The sequence below is a fragment of the Streptomyces malaysiensis subsp. malaysiensis genome (assembly GCF_040653035.1).
Taxonomy (GTDB): domain Bacteria; phylum Actinomycetota; class Actinomycetes; order Streptomycetales; family Streptomycetaceae; genus Streptomyces; species Streptomyces malaysiensis.
In genome coordinates this window covers 147186-173124 of sequence record NZ_JBEZNG010000021.1, presented here as the reverse complement: position 1 = coordinate 173124, position 25939 = coordinate 147186, and the positions used below count along the sequence as shown (strand labels likewise).

Sequence of the window (25939 nt, the reverse complement as noted above, 5' to 3'; positions counted from 1 at the left end):
GGCGGTCGCACCGACAACGTACGAAACGGCACGGAGATCCCGCTATGCCGCACCAGATCCCCCGCGCGTGCACGCGTGTACACCAGCGCGTTTCCCGCACCTCACCGATCCGTCAGTCTACGGCTCCCCGGCCGGTGGTCCGTCCAGGGCGAGCGCCGCGAAGGTGGCGAGCCAGTGGTCGGCGGTGAAGTCCCCGGAGACGGTGGCCGGGAGCCCGGCGGCCAGATGGTCACGGGCCGCCGTCCGCAGCACGTCGGCCCGCGGATCGCCGTACGGCAGGGCGGCGGCCAGGCGGCGGAGCGCGGCGGCCCGGCTGAGGATGAGGCCGAGGAGATGACCGATCTGCGGATCGGCGGGGTCGGAGACGACGGGCGGGGTGAGCACGGTGACGGGCGCGCCCCATTCGACGCCGGGGAGGAACCGTTCCAGCCAGCGTGCGAACTCCTCCTGCGGCAGCACCCGGCACATCGCCTCGGCCTCGGTGAGCGTGGGCGAGAGGAAGTCCTGGCCGGAGGGCTCCCAGTGGACGGGGGCGTCGCGGTCGTCGGCGAACCAGCCGAGCACGGCCTCGGTGACCGGTTCGACGATCTCCTTGACACCCGCCGCGGCCGCGCTGTCCAGGACCAGGCCGAGGGCGAAGGCACTGTTGGTGTGAACGCCGTGCCGCACCGGGTAGGTGGCGCGTTCCAGCCATCCGCCCAGCAGTGCGCGGACGGCGTCGGCGGCCGGTTCCAGGGCCTTGGCCCAGCGCTCGCCCGCGGGCCCCGGCAGGCTCCGGCACTCGGCGGTCAGCGCGAGCAGCCAGGCCCATCCGTAAGGGCGCTCGAACGAGGGATGGGCGCGCAGATAGTCGGCCTCGGCGGCGAGGGCGTCGGCCGTAAGGTGCTCATCCAGTACGGCGGTGACCTCGTCGGCGCGGATGCGGTCGGGGCAGCGGCGCAGCAGCCGGACCAGCAGCCAGTGCATATGGACCGCGGAGTGCCAGTCGTAGGAGCCGTAGAAGGCCGGGTGGTGGCGGCGCGGCTCCACCAGGTCCTCGGGGCCGCGCAGCAGATGCGCCGGGAAGTTGGGGTAGGCCCGGGTGACGTTGGCGGTGGCCACGGCGGCGAACCGGGCCGCGTACTGGCCGAATTCGCCCTCCTTCTCACTTGGCTCGTTCGGCTCGCTCACTTGATGCGGCTCGTTCGGGTCGTTCGGCTCGTTCAATGCGTTGCCCCCTCGGCGATACGCAGATCCGTGCGGGTGGTCAGGGCCGCCCCGATGATCGCCCGGAGCGCGTCGGCGGCCATGGCGGCGGGCAGTGCGGGTTCGGTGCCGTCCACGACCTGTTCCGGCGCGTACGGGAGGTGGACGAAGCCGCCGCGCAGCGCGGGCCGCTCGGTGGCGATGAGATGGGCCAGACCGTAGAAGACGTGGTTGCACACGAAGGTTCCGGCCGTCTGCGAGACGGCGGCCGGGATCCCGGCCTCGCGGACGGCCGCGACGCACGCCTTGACGGGCAGGGACGCGAAGTAGGCGGCGGGGCCGCCCTCGACGACCGGTTCGTCGATGGGCTGACGTCCGGCGTTGTCGGGTATGCGGGCGTCGTCCACGTTGATCGCGACCCGCTCGACGGCGATGCCGTGACGGCCGCCGGCCTGGCCCACGCACAGCACCAGGTCCGGGTCCGTCTCCCGCACGGCGGCGGCCAACTCCTCGAGCGCGGTGCCGAAGACGCAGGCGAGCCGTACGGCCGTCACCTCGGTGCCGGGCGGCGGAGCGGCGGCGACGAGGGAGACGGCCTGCCACGACGGGTTGACGGCCGAGCCCGCGAAGGGCTCGAAACCGGTGAGAAGCACTCGGGTCACAGCGGCCCCCTTCAGAAGGCGAAGAGCGAGATGATGGCGATGTTGCAGACCAGCAGCGCCCCGGCGGTGGGGATCTGCGCCTTGATGGGCCCGTACTGGTCCTTGAGCTCCAGCAGTGCGGCGGGCACCAGGTTGAAGTTGGCGGCCATGGGGGTCACGAGCGTGCCGCAGAAACCGGCCAGCATGCCGACGGCCAGGACGGCGGGCGCGTTCCCGTGCATCTGCTCGATGAGCACGGGCCAGCCGATGGCGGCGGTCATCACCGGGAAGGCGGCGAAGGCGTTGCCCATGATGACGGTGAACAGGGCCATTCCCACGCAGTAGACGGCCACCGCGATGTACTTCTGGCCCTCCGGCAGCACCTGTTCGGTGATCTTGCCGACCTGGGTGCCGACGCCGGCCTCCTGGAAGATGGAGCCGAGTACGGCGAGCAGTTGGGGCAGCAGCAGCGCCCAGCCCATGGACTCCAGCAGGCTCCGCCCGGCGTGCAGGGGCACGGTGGGCCGCCGCTCTCGCACCACGACCATGCCGACCAGCAGCCCGACGATCGCGCCGAAGCCGAGGCCGAGGATGGTCTCGCTGCCGGCCTCCAGGACCGGTTCGCCGCCGATGTGCCAGTGCTTGACGGCCGACGCGCAGACGACGGCGACGAGCGGGATGGTGAGCGCCGGGATGAACAGCTTGCTGCCCAGCCGGGCGGCCGTGGCGGTGCGCTGCTCGGGGGTGGTGGTGCGCGGCACCCCGCGCCCGGTGAGCTGGAAGCCGCCCAGACAGACCATGGCGAGGACGGCGACGCCCAGCGGTTCGGCCGGGGCCCTCTTCTCCACCACCCAGCTGCTGTAGAAGAAGCAGCCGCCGAGCAGCCCCCAGAAGGCGGCCGAGCCCAGGCGCTTGGAGTTGCTGCGGTCGACGGCCATCTGGGCGGCCATGGCGAGGAAGACGGCGCCGACGAGCCAGTAGAACCACTCCGCCTTGATCACTTGGCTTCCTCCGCGGTGCGGCTGCCCTCGGCAGCGGATCGGCCGCCCTGGGCGGCGAGTTCGTGGTCCAGTGAGCGGTCGAGGCGCAGCAGCCGGAAGCCGTGGATGAGGAACGCGCAGACGGCGGTGGGAATGGCCCACAGCGCCAGCTGGAGCGGCTCCAGATGGGTGTGGTAGGTGGTGTTGACGAATCCGGTGATCAGCAGGATCGAGCCGATGGCCAGGAAGCAGTCCTCGCCGAAGAACAGCCCGACGGTGTCCGCGCTGGCGGAGTACGAGCGGACGCGCTCGCGGATCCGGTCGGGCAGCGGGCCGTGGCGGCGCTCCGCGGCGCCCTCGGCCATCGGGGCCACCATGGGCCGCACGCTCTGGGCCGGGCCGCCGATGCTGGTGAGGCCGAGGGCGGCGGTGAGCTGGCGCAGCGCCAGATAGAGGGCGAGGAACCGGCCGGTGGTGAGCTTGCCGAGCCGTCCGATGAGGGTACGGGCCTGTTCCTGGAGGCCGTTGCGCTCCAGGAGACCGATCACCGGCAGGGTGATGACGAAGATCGTCACCGAGCGGCTGGAGGCGAAGCCGTTGCCGAAGGCCGCCAGGATCTCCTGGGGCGAGAGCTTGGCCAGCAGCCCGGTGACGATGCCGGCGACCCCCACCACCAGCAACGGGTTACGTCGTGTGGCGAATCCGAGGACCACCACGAGGACGCCAAGGAGAACGATCATGCGTCCCGCCTTCCGCGCACAAGGACCTCACAGGGGCGTGAGGAGGGTGCACCGGAGGCTAGGCGTTCGTTCAACGATCCGACAAGGGCCTGAAACGAACTTGTTCCTGCCTCGCCGGATCGTTTACCGCTGGGAAACCTCTATCGCCGGGACATCTTGCGCCCATAGGCGTCGGCCAACTGTCCCTGGGAATCGTCCAGATAGGAGGCCAGCAACCGCTCCGCCTCCACCGCGTCGCCACTCTGGAGCACCTCCAGGATCTGACGGTTGCGCACCAGGTAGGGGGCGTGGAAGCGGCGGGGGTCGGCCATGACATGGAAGACCAGCCGGAGCTCGGCCAGCACCGCGCGCATCAGCTCGTCCGCGCGGGGGCTTCCGGCGAGGGAGACGATCGCCTGATGGAAACGGATATTGGCGGTGGACAGGTCCTGCCAGGCCCGGTCCCGCGCGGCGCGCTCGCCCGCCAGGACCGCCGTCTCGACCGCCCGCACCTGGTAGGGCGGATCGCCCAGGCCGCGCACCGCCGCGCATTCGACGAGCCGGCGCACCCGGTAGATGTCATTGAGGTCGTCGACCGTGACGACGCGGACGAACACCCCGCGGTTCAGCTCGTGCACCAGCAGCCGCTCATGGGTCAGCAGGCGGAACGCCTCCCGGAGGGTGTTGCGCGAGACGCCCAGCGCGCCGCCCACGCTGTCCTCGGACAGCCGGGTGCCGGGCGGGAAGAACCCCTCGGCGATGCGGTCGCGCAGGATGTCCGCGACGCGCTCCGCCGTGCTGGTGCGCCCCAGCAGCGCCCGGTCGGCCTCGAGTCCGGCGGCGAGATCGGAGGCCCGGGGGTACCCGGCCATCTCCCTCGCCTCGGCCGCCTCCGGCGTCTCCGCGGTCACCGCCGTCTCGTCCGACGTCTCGCCGGATGGGCGCTTTACACCTTTTGCCCCGTTCGCCACATCAGCCCCTGTTCGGTGTCTCGTTCGTCCCGTATAGCGAGAAGTCAAGCCCAGAAACCGTCACCGGACAACAGCCATCTTGTCGGATCGTTCAACGATCGCTTACCTTGATGTGCCACCCACAGCCCCTCCCGTATCCCCCACGCCCGAACGGACGGATATGACCGCATCCTTGGCGAACCTGTCCATCGATCTCAACGCCGACCTCGGCGAGGGGTTCGGCCGCTGGCGGCTCACCGACGACGAGGCCCTGCTGTCCATCGTCACCAGCGCCAATGTCGCCTGCGGGTTCCACGCCGGGGACCCCTCGACCATGCGCCGGGTATGCGAGCTGGCCGCCGAGCACGGGGTGCGCATCGGGGCCCAGGTCTCCTACCGGGACCTGGCCGGTTTCGGCCGCCGCAGCATGGACGTCCCGCCGCGGGAGCTGGCCGACGAGATCGCCTATCAGATCGGCGCGTTGGAGATCTTCGCCCGTGCCGCCGGGGCGCGGGTGCACTACGTCAAACCGCATGGGGCGCTCTACAACCGCAGCGTGCACGACGAGGCGCAGGCCGCCGCCGTGGTCAAGGGCGTCACCCTGGCCGCCGGCGGTCCGCTGCCGGTGCTGGGGCTGCCCGGTTCCCGGCTGCACGAGGCGGCCCGCGCGGCCGGGCTGCCGGTGGTCGCCGAGGCGTTCGCCGACCGCGCCTACACCGCCGCCGGGACGCTCGTACCGCGCGGCGAGCCCGGCGCCGTGGTCTCCGACCCCGACACGGTGGTCAAGCGCGCCCTCGGCTTCGCCCGCGACCACGCGGTGACCTCGATCGACGGACAGCGCGTCGAGGTGGACGTGCGCTCGCTGTGCGTTCACGGCGACACCCCCGGCGCCGCCGACCTCGCCCGCCGGGTACGGTCCGAGCTGACGACCGCGGGGGTGCGCGTGGCGGCATTCACATGACCATGCGGACCCTGCCCGTCGGCGAGCACGGGCTGCTCGTCGAGCTCGAAAGCGGCGAGGCCGCCGAGGCGCTCCACGCCGAGCTGCTGCGCCGCGCCGCCGCGCGGCTGCTGCCCGCCGTCCGCGAGATCGTGCCCGCCGCCCGCACCGTGTTCCTCGACGGACTCGCCGACCCCGGGCGGCTCGCCGCCGAGCTGCCAGGCTGGCGGATACCGCCCCTCGACCGCGGCGACAGCGAGATCGTCGAGGTGCCCGTGCGCTACGACGGGCCCGATCTGGCCGAGGTCGCGCGGCGGTGGGGGGTGCCGCCCGAGGAGGCCGTACGGATCCACTCGGACACCGAGTTCCGGGTGGCCTTCTGCGGCTTCGCGCCCGGTTTCGGCTATCTGACCGGGCTGCCCGAGCGGTTCCACATGCCGCGCCGGGCGACGCCCAGGACCCGGGTGCCGGTCGGTTCGGTGGGCCTCGCGGGCGCGTACACAGGCGTCTATCCGCGCGCCTCCCCCGGCGGCTGGCAGCTCATCGGCACCACGGACGCCGTGCTGTGGGACAGCGCACGGGAACCGGCGGCGCTCTTCACCCCCGGCACCCGCGTCCGCTTCATTCCGGTATGGGATACGGCGGACACACCACCGGACTCGACCACCCCGGAGCAGGCGGCATCGGAAGGGGCGGCCCCATGACCGACAGCGCCTTCGTCGTCGTACGGCCGGGAGCACTGACCACCGTCCAGGACCTGGGCCGCGGCGGCCATGCCCACCTCGGGGTGCCCCGCTCGGGCGCGCTCGACCAGCCCGCCCACCGGCTCGCCAACCGCCTGGTGGGCAACGCCGAAGGGGCCGCGACCCTGGAGACCACACTGACCGGCTGTGCGGTGCGGCTGCGCCGCGCGGCGACGGTCGCGGTCACCGGCGCGCCCTGCCCGGTCACGGTCGACGGCCGCCCCGCCGCATGGGGAGCGGCCGTACGGGTGCCGGCGGGCGCGCTTCTGGAGGCCGGGGCCGCCGCCCACGGAGTGCGCAGCTATATGGCGTTCGACGGCGGTGTCGAGGCCGAGCCGGTGCTCGGCAGCCGGGCCACCGATGTGCTCTCCGGGCTCGGTCCGGCGCCGCTCGTGGACGGCGCGGTGCTGCGGCTCGGGACGCCGCACGGGCCCGCGCCCGGTGTGGACGGGATCCCGCACCGGGGCGTGGCACCGGAGCTGGTGCTCCCCGTGGTGCTCGGCCCCCGCGACGACTGGTTCACCCCGGCGGGGCTGCGCACCCTGGCCACCGGGGACTTCCGTGTCTCGGCCGCGAGCAACCGGATCGGCCTGCGCACCGAGGGCCCCTCGCTGGAGCGGGCCCGGGACGGTGAGCTGGCCAGCGAGGGGATGGCGCTCGGCGCGCTCCAAGTGCCGCCGGACGGACGGCCGGTGCTCTTTCTCGCCGACCATCCGACGACCGGCGGCTACCCGGTGGTGGGCGTCGTGCCGGAGGCGTATCTGGCCGCCGCCGCGCAGGCCGTCCCCGGCACTCCGGTGCGGTTCACCCCGCTGGGCCGGGCCTCCTGGGGGCCGCCCGCGGGGCGGAACGCCACGGGCTGAGCGCTCCGCCGGAAGTGCCCTGCCTGCCGCCGATCATCCGCGGCACCGTCGTGGCCGATCGCCCACGCGGCGGACCCCGCATATCGACACAGCCGCGGCGGAGCCGCATATCGACACGGCCCCGCGCCCCTTCAGGGCGCCTTGCGAACCGCGGCCGGCGCTTCCGCCGATCCGCTCAGCGGGCACGCCGTGCGCCGGCCCGCTCCCCGCGCCGTGCCTTGCGCCGCAGCGCACGGCGCTCCTCCTCACCGGTGCCGCCCCAGACCCCGTGGGTCATCCCGCTCTCCAGCGCGTACTCCAGGCACTCCTGGATCACCGGGCAGCGGCGACAGACCTCCTTGGCCCGCGCCTCCTGCTTCTGCGCGGCGGGGCCCGCCACTCCCACCGGGAAGAACAGCTCCGGGTCCTCATACGTGCATTCGGCGTTCTGCCACCAGGCCATGGCTGCCCCTTCCCTGAACGGCGGTGCTGACGGTGCCCGCCGTCGGGCGTACGCGCATGGTTCGTGGGTGGACGCCCAGGAACCATGCGGGGGCGTCCGGGCGGGCTTTGACAAGGTTCGGGTTTCCGATCGCGGCGGCCGCAAACTGATCCGAACACGCCATGCCGCACACCGGACTTGTTCGATGGGGCCCCGGGGCGGTCTCGGCCCTTCCGAGAGACGTCCCTCCCGGGGGGTGTTCCCCTGCCCAGGCGTCCCGCCAGAGGTATCGATCCCAGAAGTGTCGATCCCGGAGGCGTCGATCCCAGAAGCGTCCCTCCCCCGGCCGTCAGTGCCGCAGATGGCCGGGCAGCCGGACGACGCTGCTGCCCGGTCGGCCGATCCACCGCGGCCCGCCGTCGACCGCGACCCCCGTGACCGCGGCGGCCATCGCCAGCGCCCGCGCCGTCCAGCCGGACGGATGCCCGCCGTCCCCGAAGCGGTACCGCCACGCCTCCTCCGGATCGCCCTGCCCCGGATCGAGCATGACCTCCTCGGAGGGGCACATAACCCCGTCGCGGGCTATGGAGGGGTGGATGAACGCGTCGGGGTGGTCGAAAACCGAGACGGCCACGGCGCCTATGGAGAGCGGCCCCAGCAGCCTCTCCTCATGGATGGCGATCCCGTCGAACTGCTGGAGCACCACACCCCCGGGCGCCGCGCCGACCAGCACTCGCCCTTCCTCCTCCAACAGGACGTCCGCGTAGTCGACTTCGCCGTCCTCCTCGGTGTCCCCGTCCCTGCCTCCGTCTCCGCCCTCGTCCTCGTCGATGGTCGCCACGATGTCTCCCCCCAACTCGGCCACGACCTCCGCCACGCTCCGCCCGGCCACGAACGCCACACAGCCCCAGTCGTGATACTCGCCGCCCTCCCCGCCCCCTCCGTCGAAGGCGGCGATCAGCTCATCGGCCGCCCGCTGCGCGGCCCGCTCCTCCGGGGCCGGCTCCCGCGCACCGGGCAGCCCGGCCACCAGGTCGGCCAGCGGTGTCCACCACGCCAGCTCCCCCGGGCACCGTCCGTCGGCCGTGCGCGGCCGCCAGGGGTCGGCCCCGGCCGAGATGAGCGCCGACGCCTTCTCCCGGTCCCAGTTGCGCACCGCGTGCCACAGCGGGGTGCGGTCCTCCGAGTCCGGCCGGTCCACCTCCCGCGCCACCGTGAGCAGTTCGGCCAGCACCTCGACGCTTCCCGCACAGGCCGCGGAGTGCAGCGGCGCCATATGGCCGCCGGGGGCACGGTCGGGATCGGCCCCCGCGGCGAGCGCGGCGCGCACGGCCCGCGGATCCGTCCAGTCGTGGATGTCCTGCCAGTCGGTCATGCGTCCAATCTGGCATCCGCCACCGACAATCCGTCCCCGCCCTCCTCCGCCGGGCCGTAACCGCCGCCGCCCGGTGTGTGGACGACCAGGACGTCCCCCACCCCGACGTCCGCCGTGTCACGGCCGTCCAGGAGGTGGAGCGAGCCGTCGGCGCGCTCGATCAGGTTCGCGCCCAGCGCGCCCGGTTCACCGCCCGCCATGCCGTACGGGGCCACCCGGCGGTGGCCGGTGAGGAGGGCGACGGTCATCGGCTCCAGGAAGCGGATGCGGCGGGTGACGCCGTGGCCGCCGCGCCAGCGGCCGCGGCCGCCGCTGTCCCGGCGGATCGCGAAGCTCTCCACCCGCACCGGGTAGCGCCACTCCAGCACCTCGGGGTCGGTCAGCCGGGAGTTGGTCATATGGGTCTGCACGGCGTCCGCGCCGTCGAAACCGGCTCCGGCGCCGGAGCCGCTGGCGACCGTCTCGTAGTACTGGACGCGGTCATTGCCGAAGGTGACGTTGTTCATCGTGCCGGAGCCCTCGGCCTGGACGCCCAGGGCCGCGTACAGGGCGCCCGTGACGGCCTGGGAGGTCTCGACGTTCCCGGCGACCGTGGCGGCCGGGAAGACGGGCGCCAGCATGGAGCCCTCGGGGATGCGGACCTCGAGGGGCTTCAGACAGCCGGAGTTGAGCGGGATGTCCTCGGCGACCAGCGTCCGGAAGACATACAGCACGGCCGCCATCACCACCGAGCTGGGCGCGTTGTCGTTGCCCGGTCGCTGGGACGAGGTGCCGGTGAAGTCCAGGACGGCGCCACGGGCCGCGCGGTCCACCGTAAGGGTCACATGGATGACCGCCCCGCCGTCGGTCTCGTAGCGGTACGAGCCGTCGCGGAGATCGGCCACGATACGGCGCACCGACTCCTCGGCGTTGTCCTGGACGTGGCCCATATAGGCGTGCACCACATCGAGTCCGAACTGCCCGATCATCCGGCGCAGTTCCTGGATGCCCTTCTCGTTGGCGGCGATCTGGGCGCGCAGATCGGCGAGGTTGGCGTCCGGGGCGCGGGACGGATACGGCCCGCCGGTCAGCAGCTCGCGGGTCTCCCGCTCACGCAGCGTCCCGTCCCGTACCAGCAGCCAGTTGTCGAAGAGGACGCCCTCCTCCTGGATGGTGCGGCTGAAGGCGGGCATGGAGCCGGGGGTGATGCCGCCGATCTCGGCGTGGTGGCCGCGCGAGGCCACGAGGAAGAGGAGTTGGTCCCCCGCCTCGTCGAAGACCGGGCTGACCACGGTGACATCCGGCAGATGGGTGCCGCCGTGGTACGGGTCGTTGATCGCGTACACATCGCCTGGCCGCATGGCGTCCCCATTGCGCCGCAGCACCTCCTTGATGGACTCGCCCATGGAGCCCAGATGGACCGGGATGTGGGGGGCGTTGGCGATGAGATTGCCCTCGGCGTCGAAGAGGGCGCAGGAGAAGTCGAGCCGCTCCTTGATGTTGACGGAGTGGGCGGTGTGCTCCAGGCGCACACCCATCTGCTCGGCGATGGCCATGAAGAGGCTGTTGAAGACCTCCAGCATGACGGGGTCCACCTCGGTGCCGACCGCGGTGGTGCTCGGCCGCGGCCTGACCCGGGTGAGCAGCAGATGGCCGCGTTCGCCCATGGCGGCCTGCCAGCCGGGGTCGACCACGGTGGTGGCGTCCTCCTCGGCGATGATCGCGGGCCCGGTGACCCGGTCCGCCGGGCGCATATGGCCGCGTTCGTACAGCGCCGTCCGCTGCCATCGCCCTTCCGAGAACATCCTTACGGTCGCCACGGGCGCCGGCTCGCCCTCCCTCGGCGGCGGTTCCACGGCATGGCCGCCGGTGGGCCCGGACGCGCCGACCGCCTCGACCGAGACCGCCTCCACGACCAGTGGCTTGTCCATGGTGAAGGCGTATTGGGCACGGTGCGCGCGGATGAAGTCCTCGGTCATCGCGGGGGCGGAGCCCAGCGGTACGGGAATGCTGGTGTCCGTTCCCGCGTACCGCAGATGGACCCGTGCGGCGGTGTCCAGGGTGTGCTCCGGGACGCCGTCCGCGAGCAGTTCGTCCCGGGTCTGGCCGGCCAGCCGCGCGCACAGCTCGCGCACGCGCGCCAGCGTCTCCTCGCCCAGCTCCGCCTCGACGGCCTGCTCACGCATGGCGGTGGCGTCGGCCACCCCGATGCCGTACGCGGAGAGCACCCCCGCGAGCGGCGGCACGATCACCGTGCCGATGCCGAGCGCGTCGGCGACGGCGCACGCGTGCTGGCCGCCCGCGCCGCCGAAGCTGGTGAGCGCGTAGCGGGTGACATCACGGCCGCGCTGCACGGAGATCTTCTTGACCGCGTTGGCCATGTTGAGCACGGCGATGTCCAGGAAGCCCGCCGCGACCTCCTCCGGTCCGCGCCGGTCGCCGGTGGCCTGCGCGATCTCCTCGGCGAGGGCGGCGAAGCGCTCCCGGACCGCCGCCGCGTCCAGCGGCTGGTCGGCGTGCGGGCCGAAGACCGCCGGGAAGTGGTCGGGCTGGATCCGGCCGAGCATCACATTGGCGTCGGTCACGGTCAGCGGGCCACCGCGCCGGTAGCAGGCGGGGCCGGGGACGGCACCGGCCGAGTCCGGCCCCACGCGGTAGCGTCGGCCGTCGAAGTGGAGCACCGAACCGCCGCCCGCCGCCACGGTGTGGATGTTCATCATCGGGGCACGCATCCGCACCCCCGCCACCTCGGTGCCGAAGACCCGCTCCAACTCGCCCGCGTAGTGCGAGACATCGGTCGAGGTGCCGCCCATGTCGAAGCCGATGACACGGTCGTGTCCGGCCTCGCCGGAGGAGCGCGCCATGCCCACCACGCCGCCCGCCGGTCCGGACAGCACCGCGTCCTTGCCCCGGAAGTGCGCGGCCTCCCGCAGCCCTCCGTTGGACTGCATGAACATCAGCCGGATACCGGGCAGTTCGGCGGCCACGTCCTCCACATAGCGGCGCAGGATGGGTGAGAGATACGCGTCGACCACGGTGGTGTCGCCGCGGGAGACCAGTTTCATCAGCGGGCTGACCTCGTGGGAGCAGCTCACCTGCGGGAAGCCGAGGGCGCGGGCCACCGCGGCGACCGCCTGTTCGTGCGCGGCGTGCCGGTAGCCGTGCAGGAGGACGACGGCAGCGCTGCGGAAGCCGTCGCGGTGAGCGGCGCGCAGCGCCTCGGCGGCGGCGTCGAGGTCCAGGGGGCGGACGACCTCGCCATGGGCGTCCACCCGCTCGGGGATCTCCACCACCCGGTCGTACAGCGCCTCGGGGAGCAGGATCCGGCGGTCGAAGAGGCGGGGGCGGTTCTGGTACGCGATGCGCAGCGCGTCCCGGAACCCCTCGGTGACGACGAGGACGGTCGGCTCGCCCGTGCGCTCCAGCAGGGCGTTGGTGGCCACCGTGGTGCCCATCTTGACGACGCCGATCCGTTCGGCCGGGACAGGTTCGCCGGGGCCGAGCCCCAGCGTCTGCCGGATCCCGGCGACTGCGGCGTCCCTATAGCGCTCGGGATGGTGGGACAGCAGCTTGCGGGTGACCAGACGGCGATCAGGACGCTTGCCGACGACGTCCGTAAAGGTTCCGCCCCGGTCGATCCAGAATTCCCAGCGACCCGTCACCCCGCCATTGTCGCAGCGGGCGGCGGTGTGTCCGCGATGAGCGGATCGGCGGTCGGGTGAGGCGGGGGCGCGGCGGGCGCGGCCTGCCGGGTGCGCGGGGCGGCGGGCGCGGGCCTCCGGGCGAGCGGATCGGCGGCCGAGGGGGTGGGGGTGGAGGTGGGAGTGGAGGTAGGGGGCAGCGGATCGGCGGCCGGATGAGGGAGCAGGGCGGGGGCCGGGCCGCGGGTCACCGCGGTGAGCGCGGCGAACGTCGCCCGCCGGTCCCGGTCCTCCAGCAGATGTCCGGTGCCCCGGAGGCGGTGGCTCCACTCCAGTGCCGCCAGCGCGACCAGGCCGGGCAGGAGGTCGGTGCAGCGGTCCGCTATCCAGCGGGTGCCGCGGGTCGCCATCCACCACGCGGAGGCGGTGCGCGAGGGGGCGCGGCCGTCGAGCTCCAGGGACGGCGGGGCGCCGGTGGCGATCGACCGGGCGCGCAGAGCGCTGTGGAACTCCCTGGCCAGCAGCCGGTGCCCCAGCTCGCTCGGATGCAGCCGGTCCACGCTCCACGCCCGCCGGTCGGCGACCCAGGCGTGGTCGCCCAGCTCCACATGGACCGCCTCGTAACGCTGGGACAACGCGTGCACCACGGTGTTCACCGCGCGCATCCGGCGCCCCAGCGGGCGCGCCAGCGCGGCCGGGAGCCCCAGCATCCGCCCGGGGTCGGGCAGGCAGGCGGTGAGCACCACGGTGCCGTCGGCGCGCAGCGCGGCGATCGTGCGGTCGAGGGCCTCGGCGACCCGGTGGATGTCGAACGAGTCGCGCAGCGTGTCGTTCCCGCCGACCACGACCGACGCCAGATGCGGACGGGCGCGACGGGCGGCGGTCAGCTGTTCGTCGGCGACATCGGCGGCCAGCGCCCCGCTGCGGGACACATTGACGAACTCCACGGGCTCCTCGGGGTGCGGCCCGCACGCGGCCGCCAGCAGCGCGGCCCAGCCGCGCCAGCCGCCGGGCACCGGGTCGCCGAGCCCCTCGGTGAGCGAGTCGCCCAGGGCGGCGAACCGCAGCCTGCGCGGCTCCGCGCCCTCGCCCGTGCCGGGTGCCGTGCCCGGTGTCGTGCCCAGCGCCGTGGTGTGTGTCCGGGACGCCTGGTGCGGGGCGACCGTGGATTCCTGCCCCGCACCCTCCGTCCGCGTAAGAACCGCCTCCGTATGAGACGGCTCCGTGCCGGGCGGCTCCGTATGAGACGGCACCGTGCCAAGCGACTCCGCACGAGACCGCTCCGTACCAAGCGACTCCGCACGAGACCGCTCCGTACCAGCCCGGTCCCCCGTATGAGCGCCGGCTGCGCTCACCGCACACCGCCGACTGCCCGGTGCGCGGAGACCGACGCGGCGGCCGGGACCCGGCCGCCGTCGGCGCACCGGACGCCCTCGGTGGACGCGTCATGGGCGGTCAGGAAGGAGGCGACCGCCGTGGGCCAGCCATAGCGCTCGGCCCGTGCCCGCGCCGCGGCCCGGCGGAGGGACTCCGAGCGGGCGAGGACGCGCTCGACGGCGTCCGCGAAGGCCGGTCCGTTGTCCGCGGCGGTCTCGCCCGCGGGCCCGACGATGTCCGGCAGCGCGGAGAGTGCACTGACGACGACGGGCGAACCGCAGGCCAGCGCCTCCAGCGCCGCGAGGCCGAAGGTCTCCGCCGGGCCCGGCGCCAGCACGACATCGGCGCTCGCCTGGACGGCGGCGAGCCCCGCCCGCTCCGCCACATGGCCCAGGAAGACTGCCGGCAGCCCCTCGGCGTGGGCGCGAGCCTCCAGGCGCGGCCGGAGCGGCCCGTCCCCGGCGACCACGAGCGCCGCGGAGACGCCCCGCCGCCGCAGCTCGGCGAGCGCGTCGAGCGCCCGCCCCGGCCGCTTCTCGGGCGCGAGCCGCGAGCACATGGCGAGGAGCACGGCCGCCTCGCCACGGTGGTGGTCGCGCAGCGCGGCGTCGTAGTGGGAGGGGTGGAAGTGGCCGAGATCCACGCCCAGCGGGGCGCGTACGACATTCCGCGCACCGATCCGGACAAACTCGCGCGCCGCCCATTCGGTGGTGCAGACGATCCGCGAATACGCCCGCGCGGTACGGAGGTTGAGCCGGTCCGCGGCTCCCCGGGCGAACCCGTCCGGCGCACCCCAGGCGCGCAGCACGGCGTCCGCGCTCTCGTGGGAGACCATCACGGCGGGGACGCGGGCGCGCCGCGCCCACTCCCCCGTCCAGCGGAGGGTGGTGCGGTCCGACACCTCGAGCCGGTCCGGCGCGAGGCCGTCGAGCAGCCGGGTCAGCCGCCGCCGGTCGGTCAGGACGCGGTAGCCGCCGGTGCCGGGGATGGTCGGCCCGGGCAGCGTGATCACCCGCCCCTGCCGGGTCTGCTCGTCCGAGACCCGCTCGCCCGGCACCACCAGCACGGCCTCGTGCCCGGCCGCCTGGTAACCGGCCCCGAGCTCGCGCAGCGCGGTACGGAGGCCGCCGGAGGCGGGGGTGACGAAGTTGGCCAGCCGGACGATGCGCAGCCCCTTGTCGTCGCTCATGCTGTGCTCTCCTCCCACGGCGCTCATGCCGTGCCCCTTCCCGTAGTGATTCCGCCCGCGCGACGCGGAAGCGCGCGCATCATTCCCCACCGCGGCCCGGCGACCGCGCACGCGGCGCTCATACCGAGCCCCTTCCATTCGCTTCTCCCGCCCACGCGGCACAGCGGCACACGCATCAACCCCAACCGCGGCCCGGCGGCCGCGCGTGCGGCGCTCATGCGGCGACCGCCGTGCGGGCCGCCAGCACCTCGGTGTAGTGGTCGATCAGCTGGTCGCCGATCGCCTCCCAGGTGCGGCCCTCGACCGCCTCGCGGCCCGCGTGCCCCATGGCCGCGCGCAGCTTCGCGTCGGCCGCGAGCAGCGATACGGCGTCGGTCACCTCGGTCGCGTCCCCGGGCGGCACCAGCAGCCCGGTACGCCCGTGGTCGACGAGGTCGAGCGGGCCGCCCGCCGCGGGCGCGATCACCGGGACGCCGCTGGCCTGGGCCTCCTGCACGGTCTGGCAGAAGGTCTCCTGGGGTCCGGTGTGGGCGAAGACGTCCAGCGAGGCGAAGATGCGGGCCAGGTCGTTGCCGGTGCGGCGGCCGAGGAAGCGGGCCGTCGGCATGGCCGTCCGCAGCGCGGGGTCGCTCGGCCCGTCCCCGACCACGACCACCTGGACACCGGGGAGCTTGCTCAGCGGCGCGAGCAGCTCGACGTTCTTCTCCGGGGCGAGGCGGCCGATGTATCCGACGATCAGCTCACCGCCGGGGGCCAGGGAGCGGCGTAGCTCCGGGTCGCGGCGCGAGGGGTGGAAGCGCTCGGTGTCGACCCCGCGCGGCCACAGCCGGATCCGCGGCACGCCGTGCTCGTCGAGGTCGCGGGCGGCGGCGGTGGAGGGCGCGAGGGTGCGGTCGGCGGCGGTGTGCACGGCGCGGATGCGCCGCCAGGCCGCGTTCTCGCCCGCGCCGAGATAGGTGCGCGCGTAAGAGCCGAGGTCGGTCTGGTAGACGGCCACCGCGGGTATTCGGAGCCGGAGCGCGGCGGTCATCCCGCGCGCGCCCAGCACGAAGGGGCTGGCGAGGTGGATGACGTCGCTGTGGTGGGAGGTGATCGAGGCCGCGAGCTTCCGGCTGGGCAGCGCGACCCGCACCTGCGGATAGCCGGGCAGGGGCAGGGACGGGATCCGCACGACCGGGTACGGATGCGACCGGTCGAGCTCCCCTTGGCTCTCGGGTGGCCCGCCGGCCGCGGCGGGCGGTGGGCCTCCGGGGGGACCCGCCGGTGCGATGACCAAGGGGTGATGACCGCGCCGGTAGAGATGATCGGCGGTCTGAAGCGTGCAGTGAGCGACGCCGTTGATGTCGGGTGGGAAGGATTCAGTCACGATGGCGACACGCATACCGGTGTTGTCGGCGTACGAAGGGTGGCCCCGGCATCGTGCACGTTGCGCCCCGTAGAACGTCCCATGAGCGTTGGCCCTCACGCTCCCCGGGCCCTGCTCCGGCCCCCGGTGAGACCATCGCAAACCCGTATGTACCAGCCGATACGGCGGCCGGTCACTCGGCGTGAAACTGCCGCTCCGGGAATGCCCTGTTCAGGGCCGAGCGCAAATACGGAGGGTGATGACCCTTTCACCCTTGCCGGGGAAGACGCGCCCGCCGCCCCCGAGGTTGCCTGCCCCGGCGCGATGCCGCGCCCCGGGGCGGACGGCGGAATCGGAAGCCGGGGACAGAGGCCCGCCAGGGGCAGTAGCCGGGCGGCAGAAGCCTGGCGGGATCAGAAGCCCGGCGCCTCGGGCTCGAAACGGCTGCGGACCGCCGTCTGGACCTCGGCCTCCTCCGCAGGGTCGGCGGCCAGCCGGCGGAGTTGTTCGACCACGCGGGCGTCGGCGGTGGCGGCGTGGTGGGCGGCGAGTTCGCGGGTGCTCTCCTCACAGTCCCAGAGGCATTCGACCGCGAAGCCCGCCGCGAAGGACGGATCGGTGGCGGCCAGCGCGCGGGCGGCGCGGCCGCGGAGGTGGGAGGAGGCGGTCTCCCGATAGATATGGCGCAGTACGGGCGCGGCGCAGGAGATCGTGAGGCGCCCGGCGCCGTCGACCAGCGTCCACAGGGTCTGGGCGTCCGGGCCCTCGGCCCGGACCGTGCGGCGGAGTGCGGCGAGCACGAGCGGGGTGTCGTACTGACCGCCGCGGCAGGAGAGCATCGCGGCCGCCGCGTCGCCGAGGGCGTCGGGGCGGTGGGCCCAGACCCGGGCCCGGTCGAGGGCGGCGATACTGCGCATGCGTTCGAATGCGGAGAGGGCCGCCTGGGAGACCAGCTCCGAGGCGTCCGGCTCGGTCACGGCGGCCTCGATCAGGTCGAGCACCTCGGGGTCGCCGGTCTCCGCGAGGTGGCGCAGCGCCGCGGCGCGGGCGGCGTCGGGGGCCGACGCGGCGGCGGCGAGGAGCTCGGGCCGGTCCTCGGGGCCCGCGACGGCGGCCAGACAGCGGGCCGCCGCGTCGGGGCGGCGGGCGTCCGGCTTCAGATCGTGCTCCCGCTGGGCCCACAGCAGGATGTCGTGGACGCTCCAGCCGGGGCGCGGCCCCGAGGGCCGCAGCTGGCGCTGCCACCGGTCGAAGGCGCCCTGCTCGGCCGCCGCGCGCACCCGCGGCCCGTGGTGCGGATCGTCGGCCCACAGCCGCCAGGGCCGGGGTTCATAGGCACCACGCACGACGGCGGCCAGTTCGGCGTCGCCGTCGGAGGTCTCGGGGAAGCGGACGAGGATCGCGGGGGCGAGGCCGCGCAGCCCGGTGTCGTCGTCGCGCAGAGCCAGCTCGTCCAGGGCCCACTCCCAATTGCTGCCGGCCGCGGCGTAGCGGCGCAGCAGCCGCAGGGCGTCCGCCCTGCCGTAGGCGGCGAGGTGGCCCAGGACGGACAGGGCGAGCCCGGTGCGCGCCTCGTCCTCGTCGACCAGGTCGTCGGGGTGGAACAGATGCTGTTCGATCTCGTCGAGTCCGGCGTCGAGGTCCAGACAGAGCCTGGCGTAGTAGAGCGAGCGGTTCTCGACCTGCCAGTCACGGCGGGGGTCGCGCAGCACACACTGGTGCAGTGCCGCGAGCGCCTCGGCCCGCGGCGCGGCGAGGGCGTGCAGGGTCCCGTCGCCGCGGCCTCGCTGGAGGAGGCCGAGCAGGGTGCCGCTGGGCGCTATGTCTGGATCGAACATGAGGTCAGCATCCGGTGCGGGAGGTTCGCTGGCAACGGGATTTCCGTCGATCGGCATTCTTGCCGATGTCCTGGCGCCGTATGCCTGATGAACGGCGTGAGACTGCGGGACTCCCGAGCGCCGCAGCCTACCCGGAATCGCGCCCTCCGCCGATTCCGGCCAGACGCAGCCCTGGAAGGCCATCGGCATATGCCGCAAGCACCACCGGATCGGGTATTGCCAAACCGCTTACGGGATGTCGCACCCTGTGCAAGAGTCGTTACCGGTCCCTCCCTCAAGACCCGGCCGCGCCGCGCCCGTATCGGAGAACGTCATGCCGTCCCCCCGCTCCGCGGACCATCCCGCCGTATCGCCTCCCCAGCGTGACACGGTGGACGCCCTCATCTCACAGACCCAGCGGCTCCGCGGCGGCCTCGACGCCGTCCGCCGCGACACCGTAGCGGACCTGAGTGGTACGGACGACGCGCAGCTGCGCTGGCAGCGCGCGGTGTGCGAGCTCGCCGTCCATCAGCTGGACGATCTGGGCCGGCATCTGGACCAGCTGCGCGAGGGACTGGCCGCCGATCCCCCCGAGACGGACGCCGAGACCGCGGCGGAGGCGGCCGCTGCGGTGACGGCCGCGGCCGGATGCGCGGCCGACGGCCGGGGCTCGTCGCCGAGCCGGGTCGGCAGTGCGGAGTGGAACCTCCTCACCGACGAGGTGACCTGGTCCGACGAGCTCTGCCGGATCTTCGGCCGGCACCCCGGGGACGGCGGGCTCACCCTCGACGAGCTGCCCTCCTGGGTCTTCTCCGAGGACCAGCCGATCCTGACCGCGATGGTCACGGACTGTCTGGTGGACGGAAAGCCGATCGACGGGGAGTTCCGCGTCGTGTGTGTGGACGGCGCGGTGCGCACCGTCCATATGGCGGGCGAGCCGGTGCTCGACAGCGACGGCAGCACCGCCGCCATGTGGGCCGTGCTCCGGGATGTGAGCGAGCTGCGCCGCGGCGAGCGGGCGGTGCGCGAAAGCCGGGACACCCTGCGCCACCAGCGGCGGATCGCGCGGACCGAGCGCCGGCTCGCGGTGGAGGTGCAGGAGGCCGTGCTGCCGCCGTGGCGCGGCTCCCTCCGGCTTCCGGCCCGCGACGGCTTTCCGGGCGCCGAACCACCGGATGACGGCGCCGCCCTCGACCTCGCCGCCCACTACCTGCCCTCCGAGTCCAGCGCCCGGATCGGCGGCGACTGGTACGACGCGCTGGAACTGCCGGACGGCCGGACCCTGCTGAGCGTCGGCGGCCTCACCGGCCATGGAGTGACCGCGACCTGCGGTATGGCCATGCTGCTCGGCGCGGTGCGCGGCATGGCGGTGGCCGGGATCGAGCCGGGCCCGCTGATGGGTCGGCTCAACCAACTGCTCGCCGTCTCCTCCCAGCCCGCGCTGGTCGGCGCCGTCTGCGGACAGTACGACCCGGACACCCGCACCCTGCTCTGGGCACAGGCCGGACACCCCGCCCCGCTGCTCTTCCGCGACGGGACGGGGCGCCCGCTGCGCTCTCCCGACGGCGTGCTGCTGGGCGCCACGACGGGCGCCGCGTACGCCCAGGCCGAGGAGCGGCTGGAGCCGGGCGATCTGCTGGTGCTGCACACCGGGCGGCTCGCCCGGGACGCCGAGGGCGCCACCGAGCGGCTGCTCGCGCTCGCGCCACGGCTGACCGCCGCCCATGGCGCCCAGGAGTGCGTACGGACCGTGGCCGAGGCGTTCGGCGACGAGCCGCGTGCGAACGACGCCTGTGTGCTGATCGCCAGGGTCACCGCCGCCCGCGCATGACGCGGCTTCCCGCGTCGGCATGACGCGGTGCTCGCCCCCTCGTAAGCGGTGCCCGACCTCGTAAGGCGTCGCACCGCGTAAGGCGTGACCCCCGTAAGGCGTCGACTCCCCGTAAGACGTTGCCCCGCGTAAAGCCCTTCGTACGGCCCCTCCGGCCCTTCGTCATGCCCCTCGTAAGGCAAGCTCCTCGTAGCGCGAGCAAGCTCCTCGTAAGCCCCGCAACGCGTGGCCCGGACGCTAGACGGCCGCGCTCCTGGCGATGGAGCCGGATCCTTTCAGCCCCACGCCGCCCTTTCCCGCGCCTCCCTTCGGCAGTGCCCGCTGGATCTCCTCCCGCAGCTCCCGGACGGCCGGTGAGGTGCCGTACCGCGCGGTGAGCCGGTACATCTCGCGCAGCCGGTCCCAGGTGCGGTGCGAGGAGTTCTGCTCGATCGTCAGCAGGGCCGTCCGGGCGTAGCGCTCGGCCTGCTCGGGGTCGTCGCCGATGAAACAGGCCGAGGCGATGGAGATGTGGTCGAAGATCTGGGACCGCTGGCGCCCGCCCTCCCGCATCCGCAGCGCCTTCTTCGCATGGTTCAGGGCGATCCCGGCCGCCGCCGGCTCGTGCTCGGCGAGGGTGCGGTAGACCAGCCCCTGCATCCCGTGCAGATCAGCCTCGTTGAACAGCTGCATCCAGCTGGGCGCCGGTCCGTGGTCCCCGTCGGAGACGAACAGCTCCTCCGCCTCGCCCAGGGCGCGCCGCGCCGCCTGGCCGTGGCCCTTGGACGCCTGCGCCCATGCCTCGATGGTGCGGAACATGGCCCGGGTGCACGGCAGCGCCTGCTCGCCCGCACCGGACGTGGCCAGCTTCATCAGATCCAGCGCGTCGTCCGGGCGGCCCAGGTGCACCATCTGCCGGGCGGCCCGGGAGAGCGCCTCGCCCGCCCGGGGCCGGTCGTCGCCCTCGCGGGCCGCGTGCGCGGCGATGACGAAGTACTTCTGGGCGGTCGGCTCCAGACCGACGTCATGGGACATCCAGCCGGCGAGCACCGCCAGATTGGCCGCCACCCCCCACAGTCGGCGCTGAAGGTGCTCGGGGTGGCGGTAGGCGAGCATGCCGCCCACCTCGTTGAGCTGGCCGACCACGGCCTTGCGCTGGAGCCCGCCGCCGCGGGCCGCGTCCCAGGCGCGGAAGACCTCGACCGATCCCTCCAGGGCGTCGATCTCCTGGGAGCCCACGGGGGCGGCCTCATAGCGGTCGAAGCCCACGGGCTCGACGGACAGGGGGTTGTCGGTACGGGGCGCGTCGGTGGCGAGGGTGGGGTCGGAGAGCAGAAAGTCGCTCATGGCACCGGTGATGGCGGATCCTGCGGCGAGCGCGGCGCCCGCACCCACCAAGCCGCGTCGGTTGAACATAAGGTCCATTCCCGTGAATTCGGTGAGGACCGCGGCGGTGGACTCGGGCGGCCAGAACAGCCCGTCGCCGGACTGCCCCTTTCCCGCGCGCCCCCCGCGTCCGAACCCGAGATCCTCGATGGTCACGACTCGACCGAGGCGCTCGGTGAACAGGGCCGCCAGCACCTTGGGCACGGGATCGCGCGGCGTCTCGCCGGTGTCGATCCAACGCCGCACCCGCGAGGTGTCGGTCGCCAGCTGCGGATGGCCCATGGCCGCCGCCTTCCGGTTCACGAGTCTCGCGAGTTCCCCCTTGGACCATCCGGCGAGGCCGAACAGGTCCGCAAGACGGGTGTTGGGTTCCCTCGTCACGTCAAGCCCCCAGGTTCCTCGGCTGACTTGACAGTAACGGCCCCGTCACGAGCGGTGCGACTATTCGCCAGGGTTCGCCAGGGTCCGCCAGATGGTGTGCCACCCGCACACGGGTGTGATGTAGGAGCGCGTTACCCGGCCCGGTGGCGGCTCGCGCTGGATCGGCCGCATTCCCCAGGGTGCGGCCCCGCCCCGGGGCCGGGTGCGTACGCAATTCGTCGGCACACGAAGGGATCTGTATCGCCCATGTACGCAGCATCGTCCTCCGTGTCCGCCCCGCCCCGGCCGTACCGGCGGCAGCTGCCCGGCACTGGGCCGTACCTCGATCCCGCCCCCGGCGGCCGGACCCGGCGGACCGCCGCCCTCGGCCCCGTGCCGCCCCGCGGGAGACTCGATTTGTCCGGTCCACAGGGTGCGCAGCTGCGCACCGCGATCACCTCGGTCCATCGCATCTGTCCGGAGTTCAACCCGGTGCAGGTGCTGCGGCGCAGCGGCCGGTCCGTGCTTCTGATCGGCGCGACCGGGCGCAGCACCGCGGTGGCCAAGTGCCTGCTGGACCACTCCCCCGCGTGGGCCGAGCGGTTCCGCCGGGAAATAGCGATGTACCGGGCGTTCGTCCGCCAGCGCCCGCCGGTGCGGGTGCCTAGGCTGATCGCCGCCGACCCGGACAACTGCGCGCTGGTCATCGAGCGGATGCCCGGGCGGATCGCGGCCGCGCAGCGCCACCCCACCGAACCTCCGCCGCGCGCCGATCTGGGGGCGGTGCTGGGCGCGATCCGCCGGGTCAACCAGTGGCGCCCGCCCGCCGGTCTGTTCGACGCCCCCATCGACTACGCCGTCCGGCTGACCCGCTATCACGAGCTCGGGCTGCTCACCGACCGGGACATGGGCGATCTACAGAAGCTGCTGCGCGGCGTCTCACAGACCTGTGGGCGGCAGACCCCGGCCCAGTTCTCCCATGGCGACGCCCTGTTGAACAATGTCCTGCTCTCCCCCGCGGGCCCGGTGCTCCTCGACTGGGACCACGCGGGCTGGTATCTGCCCGGCTATGACCTGGCCACGCTGTGGACGGTGCTCGGCGACGCCCCCGTGACCCGGCGCCAGATCAGCCAGCTGGCGCAGGCCGCGGGCCCGGCCACGCGGGATTCCTTCCTGGTGAATCTGATGCTGGTGCTGACGCGGGAGATCCGCCAGTACGAGACCGCGGTGCAGCGCACCATGCACGACCCCGCCCCGGTGGTGCCGGGCGCGGTTCCGGCCGGTGAGGAGCAGCGGCTGCTGCTGCGCCGGCTGCATGACGACTGCGCGCTGGCCCGGCGCGCGGTGCGGGCGGCGGTCGGCACCCGCTGAGCGGAGGCGGAGTGGCGTCCGGGCGCGTCACCGGTCTGGACCGGTGACGCGCCGCAGGCGGGCCGACATCCGAACGTCCGTCCGGGTGACGGCGATTGACGCCACGCCTGGCAGCGCATATCTCTAAGTGGCTCGGCTCGCCCCGGCCCGCTTGAGGAGGCTGCAATGCCAGAATCCGCACAGGACAGCGCCCACGACGCGAACAGAGATCCGTCCGGTCCCACCCGGCGAACCACACTGCGGACCGCGGGAGCCGCGGCGTCCGCGGCGCTTCTGTTCCCGTTGGTCGCGGCGACACCCGCGGCCCATGCCGACCAGTCACGGGCCGAGGGGGCCGAGGGTCCTCCGGCCGACGGCGGCGCATTGCAGCGTGCCTTCGCGGCCGCGGCCGCCGAGTACGGCGTTCCGCTGAGCGTGCTCCTGGGCGTCTCGTATCTCCTGTCGCGCTGGGACGGCCACCGCGGTGCGCCGAGCGTCACCGGCGGCTATGGCCCCATGCATCTCACCGACGCCCACACCGCCCTGCTCGGCGCCCCGCACCACAGCCAGGGCACCGAGGACGCGCGCGGCGATCTCGCCCGGCCCCTGCGGGTCCCCAAGGCCACCGTTCCCGAGCCCCGGCGGCTGCCCGCGCGGCTGCGCACCCTCGGCCGGGCCGCGGAGCTCACCGGGCTGTCCGCGGAGGCGCTGCGCGGCGATGAGAGCGCCAATGTGCGCGGTGGCGCGGCCCTGCTGGCCGCCGCCCAGAAGCGGCTGGGGCTGCCGCGGAGCGAGGACCCCGCCGACTGGTACGCGGCGGTGGCGGCCTACTCGGGCGCCGATGACGCCACGGCCGCGGGCGTCTTCGCCGACGAGGTGTACTCGGTGATCCGCGGCGGTGCCTCGCGGACGACCGCCGACGGCGAGCGGGTCTCCCTCGACGCGGCGCCCGCTGTCGCGCCGGACACCCGGCAGCTGCGGACGCTCGGTCTGGCCTCCCCCGCCCGGGATCCGCGGGTCGAGGCCCCCAAGGACGTGTCCTGCGAGTGGCTCCCGGCACCCTACGAGGAGTTCGGGGACAACGACTACGGCAACCACGACCTGGGCGAGCGCCCCTCCTCGCAGTCCATCGACTACATCGTCATCCATGACACCGAGGGCTCCTGGGACACCACCCTCAAGCTGGTCCAGGACCCCACCTATGTGTCCTGGCAGTACACCCTGCGCTCCTCCGACGGCCATATCGCCCAGCATGTGCCGCTGAAGGACGTCGCCTGGCACGCGGGCAACTGGTACGTCAACGCCAAGTCCATCGGCCTGGAGCACGAGGGTTTCCTCACCGCCCCGGACGCCTGGTACACGGAGGCGATGTACCGCTCCTCGGCGCGGCTGGTGCGCTATCTCGCCAAGCGGTTCGGCATTCCGCTGGACCGCCAGCACATCCTGGGTCATGACAACGTGCCGGGCACCACCACCGGCACCATCCCGGGCATGCACACCGACCCGGGCCCCTACTGGGACTGGGCGCACTACTTCACCCTGCTCGGCGCGCCCTTCCAACGCACCGCGGGCTCCTCCGGCGGCCTGGTCACCATCCGCCCCGACTACGACACCAACCGGCCCGTCTACACCGACTGCGAGACGGCGGGCCAGGCATGCGCCCCGCACGGCTCGGCCGCGGTGCGGCTGCACACCGCGCCGAGCGCGGACGCCCCGCTGGTCAAGGACATCGGGCTGCGCCCGGACGGCTCCGACTCGACGACCGGTGTCAATGACACCGGGGCCCGTGCCACCACCGGGCAGCAGTTCGCGGTCGCGGGGCACGAGGGCGACTGGACGGCGATCTGGTACCTCGGCCAACGCGCCTGGTTCCAGAACCCCAAGCGGCGGCCGACGGCCGTGAGCGCCAAGGGACTTGTGGTGACGCCCAAGGGCGGGGCGGCGGAGGTCGCGGTGTACGGCCGCGCCTATCCGGAGAAGGAGGCGTATCCGGCGGGCGTGCCGGTGCAGGCGGTCTCGCCGCTGCCGTACAAGCTGCTCGCCGGGCAGTCCTATCCGCTGGGGCTGCGGACGCGGGGCGAGTATCTGTGGGCGACCACCTTCGATCCGGCCGGTCACAAGGTGGTGCGCGGCCAGGATGTGTACTACCAGATCCAGTTCGGGCACCGGGTGGCGTTCGTCCGGGCCGCCGATGTGACGGTCCGGCGCTCCGGGAAGTGAGACTGATGGGTCAGTGGGCCTGATGGATCGATGGGCCTGATGGGCCGTCAATCCGCCGTGGAAGAGCGGTAGAAGAGGGGCCGTGGGCGCGGCCGTACCGGCCTCGTGCCGTACCGGGCGTCTCACGGCCCTTCGCGGCGGCCCCTCAGCGCTGCTGGAACATCTCCGCGGGCAGCGGCTTGAGCAGCCGGTACAGATCGTCGGTGATCGGCCGGTCCCAGCTGGCGATGGTGACGAGCACACCGTCGCTGCGATCGAACTGGGCACAGGAGATCCGGCCCTCGGAGAGCTTGATCCGGCGGACGATGAGGAGGTTGTCCTCATGCATGACCGGGCTGTCCTCGGTGTCCACCACCTGGACCGGCTCATCGTTCCCGAGCGCCGCCAGCAGCTGGGTCACCTCGAACGGCGGCTGCCCCTCGGCCACCTCCCTGGCCGGGGACCCCTCGGGCAGATTGCCGATGATCATGGCCGGGCCGCGCCCGCCGAACAGGTCGTAGCGCAGGAAGACGCCCTGGCAGGTGCCGTCGGGGGCGGGCAGCAGCCCCGCCCCGAGATCGCCGGGCCAGTCTCCCGGGTCCATGGCGAGGACATCGAAGTCCGGCCCGGTGGGCGTGGCGGCGCTGCGGCGGCGGAGGAAGGACATGC

Annotated in this window: 20 protein-coding genes; 6 read left to right on the top strand and 14 right to left on the bottom strand. The window is 73.4% G+C overall.

Translation table 11 applies throughout. The features are described from left to right. Positions 1-117 precede the first annotated feature (117 nt). The 5 genes from AB0E24_RS33365 to AB0E24_RS33345 all read right to left on the bottom strand — a co-directional run bounded on the left by AB0E24_RS33365 (position 118) and on the right by AB0E24_RS33345 (position 4397). Positions 118-1170 carry a DUF2891 domain-containing protein gene (locus tag AB0E24_RS33365; protein WP_251772959.1) on the bottom strand — a complete coding sequence of 351 codons (1053 nt, stop codon included), beginning with the start codon at positions 1168-1170 and terminating at the stop codon, positions 118-120. Between the two features lie 32 nt (positions 1171-1202). Next, a complete protein-coding gene (gene pcp / locus AB0E24_RS33360) occupies positions 1203-1847 on the bottom strand; it encodes a pyroglutamyl-peptidase I (protein ID WP_079256544.1) in 645 nt (214 codons plus the stop codon). A gap of 11 nt (positions 1848-1858) precedes the next feature. Continuing rightward, the gene (locus AB0E24_RS33355) at positions 1859-2827 is read right to left on the bottom strand and encodes a DUF979 domain-containing protein (RefSeq protein ID WP_359382595.1); all 969 of its coding nucleotides are present in this window, start codon (positions 2825-2827) and stop codon (positions 1859-1861) included. After that, complete coding sequence (locus AB0E24_RS33350) at positions 2824-3546, bottom strand: DUF969 domain-containing protein (protein WP_069871424.1); 723 nt, start codon at positions 3544-3546, stop codon at positions 2824-2826. Before AB0E24_RS33350 ends, AB0E24_RS33355 begins: the two co-directional genes overlap by 4 nt. Before the next feature lie 140 nt (positions 3547-3686). After that, positions 3687-4397, bottom strand: coding sequence for a GntR family transcriptional regulator (locus tag AB0E24_RS33345; protein ID WP_069871543.1), 711 nt, complete (start codon positions 4395-4397; stop codon positions 3687-3689). 259 nt (positions 4398-4656) lie between these two features. On the opposite strand from AB0E24_RS33345, the gene AB0E24_RS33340 reads away from it, so the two are divergent. The 3 genes from AB0E24_RS33340 to AB0E24_RS33330 are packed head-to-tail and all read left to right on the top strand — an operon-like array spanning position 4657 to position 7021. Next, the gene (locus AB0E24_RS33340; RefSeq protein ID WP_079256546.1) at positions 4657-5436 is read left to right on the top strand and encodes a LamB/YcsF family protein; all 780 of its coding nucleotides are present in this window, start codon (positions 4657-4659) and stop codon (positions 5434-5436) included. Beyond that, complete coding sequence (gene pxpB / locus AB0E24_RS33335; RefSeq protein WP_359382591.1) at positions 5433-6119, top strand: 5-oxoprolinase subunit PxpB; 687 nt, start codon at positions 5433-5435, stop codon at positions 6117-6119. Before AB0E24_RS33340 ends, pxpB begins: the two co-directional genes overlap by 4 nt. Further along, on the top strand, positions 6116-7021 hold the full coding sequence (locus AB0E24_RS33330; RefSeq protein WP_079256548.1) for a 5-oxoprolinase subunit C family protein: 906 nt from the start codon (positions 6116-6118) through the stop codon (positions 7019-7021). Before pxpB ends, AB0E24_RS33330 begins: the two co-directional genes overlap by 4 nt. A gap of 175 nt (positions 7022-7196) precedes the next feature. On the opposite strand, the gene AB0E24_RS33325 is transcribed toward AB0E24_RS33330, so the two are convergent. The 7 genes from AB0E24_RS33325 to AB0E24_RS33295 form a co-directional block, all read right to left on the bottom strand. Further along, positions 7197-7463: a WhiB family transcriptional regulator gene (locus AB0E24_RS33325; RefSeq protein WP_069871415.1), complete on the bottom strand. Its 267-nt coding sequence runs from the start codon at positions 7461-7463 to the stop codon at positions 7197-7199. Positions 7464-7791: 328 nt separating this feature from the next. Then, positions 7792-8817 carry an ankyrin repeat domain-containing protein gene (locus AB0E24_RS33320; protein WP_359382588.1) on the bottom strand — a complete coding sequence of 342 codons (1026 nt, stop codon included), beginning with the start codon at positions 8815-8817 and terminating at the stop codon, positions 7792-7794. Beyond that, positions 8814-12458 carry a hydantoinase B/oxoprolinase family protein gene (locus tag AB0E24_RS33315; RefSeq protein ID WP_359382585.1) on the bottom strand — a complete coding sequence of 1215 codons (3645 nt, stop codon included), beginning with the start codon at positions 12456-12458 and terminating at the stop codon, positions 8814-8816. The genes AB0E24_RS33320 and AB0E24_RS33315 overlap by 4 nt, the downstream gene beginning before the upstream one ends. Then, entirely contained in the window at positions 12455-13690 is a 1236-nt protein-coding gene (locus AB0E24_RS33310) for an SGNH/GDSL hydrolase family protein (protein ID WP_359382582.1), read from the bottom strand. Before AB0E24_RS33310 ends, AB0E24_RS33315 begins: the two co-directional genes overlap by 4 nt. A 98-nt stretch (positions 13691-13788) precedes the next feature. Then, positions 13789-15003 (bottom strand): glycosyltransferase, encoded by a 1215-nt coding sequence (locus AB0E24_RS33305; RefSeq protein WP_102933743.1) that lies wholly within the window; start codon positions 15001-15003, stop codon positions 13789-13791. A gap of 214 nt (positions 15004-15217) precedes the next feature. Continuing rightward, positions 15218-16384, bottom strand: a complete 1167-nt coding sequence (locus AB0E24_RS33300) for a glycosyltransferase family 4 protein (protein ID WP_069871407.1) — start codon at positions 16382-16384, stop codon at positions 15218-15220. A 377-nt stretch (positions 16385-16761) separates the two neighbouring features. Then, a complete protein-coding gene (locus AB0E24_RS33295) occupies positions 16762-18186 on the bottom strand; it encodes a hypothetical protein (RefSeq protein ID WP_069871404.1) in 1425 nt (474 codons plus the stop codon). A 313-nt stretch (positions 18187-18499) separates the two neighbouring features. Between AB0E24_RS33295 and AB0E24_RS33290 the strand changes: the two genes are divergently transcribed. Next, a complete protein-coding gene (locus AB0E24_RS33290; protein ID WP_359382577.1) occupies positions 18500-19996 on the top strand; it encodes a PP2C family protein-serine/threonine phosphatase in 1497 nt (498 codons plus the stop codon). 237 nt (positions 19997-20233) lie between these two features. Here the strand turns inward: AB0E24_RS33290 and AB0E24_RS33285 are convergent, their stop codons facing one another. Next, positions 20234-21742 (bottom strand): DNA-binding protein NsdB, encoded by a 1509-nt coding sequence (locus AB0E24_RS33285; protein WP_069871400.1) that lies wholly within the window; start codon positions 21740-21742, stop codon positions 20234-20236. 246 nt (positions 21743-21988) lie between these two features. On the opposite strand from AB0E24_RS33285, the gene AB0E24_RS33280 reads away from it, so the two are divergent. Both AB0E24_RS33280 and AB0E24_RS33275 read left to right on the top strand, forming a co-directional pair. Beyond that, entirely contained in the window at positions 21989-23092 is a 1104-nt protein-coding gene (locus AB0E24_RS33280; protein WP_093699875.1) for an aminoglycoside phosphotransferase family protein, read from the top strand. Positions 23093-23257: 165 nt separating this feature from the next. Continuing rightward, the gene (locus AB0E24_RS33275; RefSeq protein ID WP_359382574.1) at positions 23258-25291 is read left to right on the top strand and encodes an N-acetylmuramoyl-L-alanine amidase; all 2034 of its coding nucleotides are present in this window, start codon (positions 23258-23260) and stop codon (positions 25289-25291) included. A gap of 145 nt (positions 25292-25436) precedes the next feature. Here the strand turns inward: AB0E24_RS33275 and AB0E24_RS33270 are convergent, their stop codons facing one another. Continuing rightward, positions 25437-25937 (bottom strand): hypothetical protein, encoded by a 501-nt coding sequence (locus AB0E24_RS33270; protein WP_020873536.1) that lies wholly within the window; start codon positions 25935-25937, stop codon positions 25437-25439. Positions 25938-25939: the final 2 nt, after the last annotated feature.